The sequence below is a fragment of the Blastomonas sp. CCH1-A6 genome, assembly GCF_001556365.1.
Lineage (GTDB): Bacteria > Pseudomonadota > Alphaproteobacteria > Sphingomonadales > Sphingomonadaceae > Blastomonas > Blastomonas ursincola.
In genome coordinates this window covers 1-2,653 of record NZ_LSIS01000219.1, presented here as the reverse complement: position 1 = coordinate 2,653, position 2,653 = coordinate 1, and the positions used below count along the sequence as shown (strand labels likewise).

Annotated in this window: 2 protein-coding genes and 1 pseudogene; all 3 read left to right on the top strand. The window is 67.8% G+C overall.

Annotation, left to right across the window (positions count from 1 at the left end; translation table 11 throughout):
- Positions 1–1,626, top strand: a 1,626-nt coding sequence (locus AX735_RS09595; protein ID WP_066279142.1) for a conjugal transfer protein TraG, incomplete at its 5' end; no start/stop codon positions are given.
- A complete protein-coding gene (locus tag AX735_RS09590; protein WP_066279139.1) occupies positions 1,623–2,042 on the top strand; it encodes a ribbon-helix-helix protein, CopG family in 420 nt (139 codons plus the stop codon). The genes AX735_RS09595 and AX735_RS09590, both read left to right, overlap by 4 nt.
- Before the next feature lie 140 nt (positions 2,043–2,182).
- Positions 2,183–2,653, top strand: a pseudogene (locus AX735_RS09585) (ATPase, T2SS/T4P/T4SS family); the annotation flags it as partial.

Here is a 2,653-nt window from a genome sequence, read left to right as displayed (position 1 = left end):
CGCGACTATCTGCGCCACGACGGCCCCGAGCATGTGCTGTGCTTCGCGCCGACCCGGAGCGGCAAGGGCGTCGGCCTGGTCGTGCCGACGCTGCTCACCTGGCCGGGCTCGGCCATCGTGCATGACATCAAAGGCGAGAACTGGCAGCTCACCGCCGGCTTTCGCGCACAGCACGCGCGGGTGCTGCTGTTCGATCCGACCAACGGCGCGTCGGCCGCCTACAACCCGCTGCTCGAAATCCGCAAGGGCGCCTGGGAAGTGCGCGACGTGCAGAACGTCGCCGACGTGCTGGTGGACCCGGAAGGTTCGCTGGAGAAGCGCAATCACTGGGAAAAGACCTCCCATGCCTTGCTGGTCGGCACGATCCTCCACGTCCTCTACGCCGAGGCCGACAAGACGCTGGCGGGCGTCGCCGCCTTCCTGTCCGACCCCCGCCGGCCGATCGAGAGCACGCTATGGGCGATGATGACGACGCCGCATTTGGGTGAGGCTGGCGTCCATCCCGTCGTCGCCTCGACCGCGCGCGAGCTGCTCAACAAATCGGCCAACGAACGATCGGGCGTGCTCTCGACCGCCATGTCGTTCCTCGGCCTCTATCGCGATCCCGTCGTCGCGCAGGTCACGCGCACCTGCGAGTGGCGCATCAAGGATCTGGTTGAGGGCGAGCTGCCGGTGACGCTCTACCTCGTCGTGCCGCCCAGCGACATCTCGCGCACCAAGCCGCTCATCCGCCTCATCCTCAACCAGATCGGTCGCCGGCTCACCGAGGACTTGAAGGCGCGGCAGTCGCGCCACCGGCTGCTCTTGATGCTCGACGAGTTTCCGGCGCTGGGGCGGCTCGACTTCTTCGAAAGCGCGCTGGCGTTCATGGCCGGCTACGGCATCCAAAGCTTCCTGATCGCGCAGAGCCTCAATCAGATCGAGAAGGCTTACGGGCCGAACAACGCGATCCTCGACAACTGCCATGTGCGCGTGTCGTTCGCCACCAACGACGAGCGCACCGCCAAGCGTATATCGGACGCGCTCGGCACCGCGACCGAGATGCGGGCGATGAAGAATTACGCCGGGCATCGCCTCTCGCCCTGGCTCGGGCATTTGATGGTCTCGCGTTCCGAGACCGCCCGCCAGCTCCTCACCCCCGGCGAGATCATGCAGCTTCCGCCCGACGACGAGATCGTCATGGTCGCGGGCATCCCGCCGATCCGGGCGAAGAAGGTCCGCTACTTCAAGGACCGGCGGTTCACGCAGCGGGTGCTGTCGCCGCCCGATAGCAATGTCGGAGGCGGCCCGCCGCGTCCCGACGACTGGAGCGGCCTGCCGCCGATCGAGGCGCCGCCGATGCCCGAGCCGATCGAGCATGAATCCCCCAAGAAGCCGAAGAAGAAAAAGGCCGCCAAGAAGGTGGATGCCGAGGACGACGCTGCGAACGCGGACCTCCGCCGCGAGCCGGCGCTGGAGCGCCATATCGACATTGCGCCCGCGCCCAGGCCCGCGCCCGCCAATGAGTTCGAGCTGGACGAGCCCGACCCCGATAGCGACGCGGCGCGGCAGGCGACGGTGCGCCGCCAGATGCAGCGCGTGGCCCGGCAGGCGTCGCTCGATCCCGATGATGGCATCGAGCTATGACGACCAAGACGCCGCTGTCGGTCTATCTCGACCCCGAGCTAATGCGTGCGCTTGCCGCCTATGCCGACCGGAGGGACAAGTCGCGGTCGCTGATCGCCGAGGCGGCCATCGCCTCCTTCCTGTCGCCCGACGCCGATGAGCAGCGCGAGGCCGCCATCGCCAAGCGGCTCGACAAGCTGGACCGGCGCATCACCCGGCTGGAACGCGATGTCGGCATCAGCGTCGAGATGATCGCGCTGTTCGTGCGCTTCTGGCTGTCGAACACCCCGCCGCCGCCCGAGAGTGAGCGGGCCGCGATGCGTCGCCAAGGCGGCGACCGCTACGACGCCTTCATGGACGCGCTAGGTCGCCGACTCGCGAAAGGGCCGAAGGTCAGACAAGAAATCGGCGAGGACTTTGGCTCCCAAGAAGAATGAGCTGACTACGCCAGTTCTTGTCTCTCTACGCCAGACTACGACGCCCACATTTACTTGTTGAAGCACGGCATTTTCTATCTCTCTTGATGTGCCCCTGAGGCCGGGCGGCGGTTCGCCCGGCCCTCATCAGGGGTTTTTTCTTGACCGTCCACCCGATCCGTTCCGAGGCGAAGTCACGCGGCGCGCGGATGCTGCGCACGGCGCTCGGCCCGTCGATCGCCGCCTGGCTCGACGATGCCGCCGTCATCGAGGTGATGCTGAACCCGGACGGCCGCCTGTGGGTCGATCGGCTCGGCGAAGGCATCAGCGACACCGGCATGACGCTGGCCGCCGCGGACGGCGAGCGCATCGTTCGCCTGGTCGCGCACCACGTCGGCGTCGAGGTCCACGCCCGGTCCCCGCGCGTCTCGGCCGAGCTGCCCGAAGGCGGCGAGCGGTTTGAGGGGCTTTTGCCGCCCGTCGTCGCCGCGCCGGCCTTCGCCATCCGCAAGCCCGCCGTTGCAGTGTTCACGCTCGACGACTACGCGGCGACCGGGATCATGTCGCCGGCCGAGGCCGCGGCGCTGCGCGAAGGTGTGCAGACACGCGCCAACATCCTCGTCGCGGGCGGG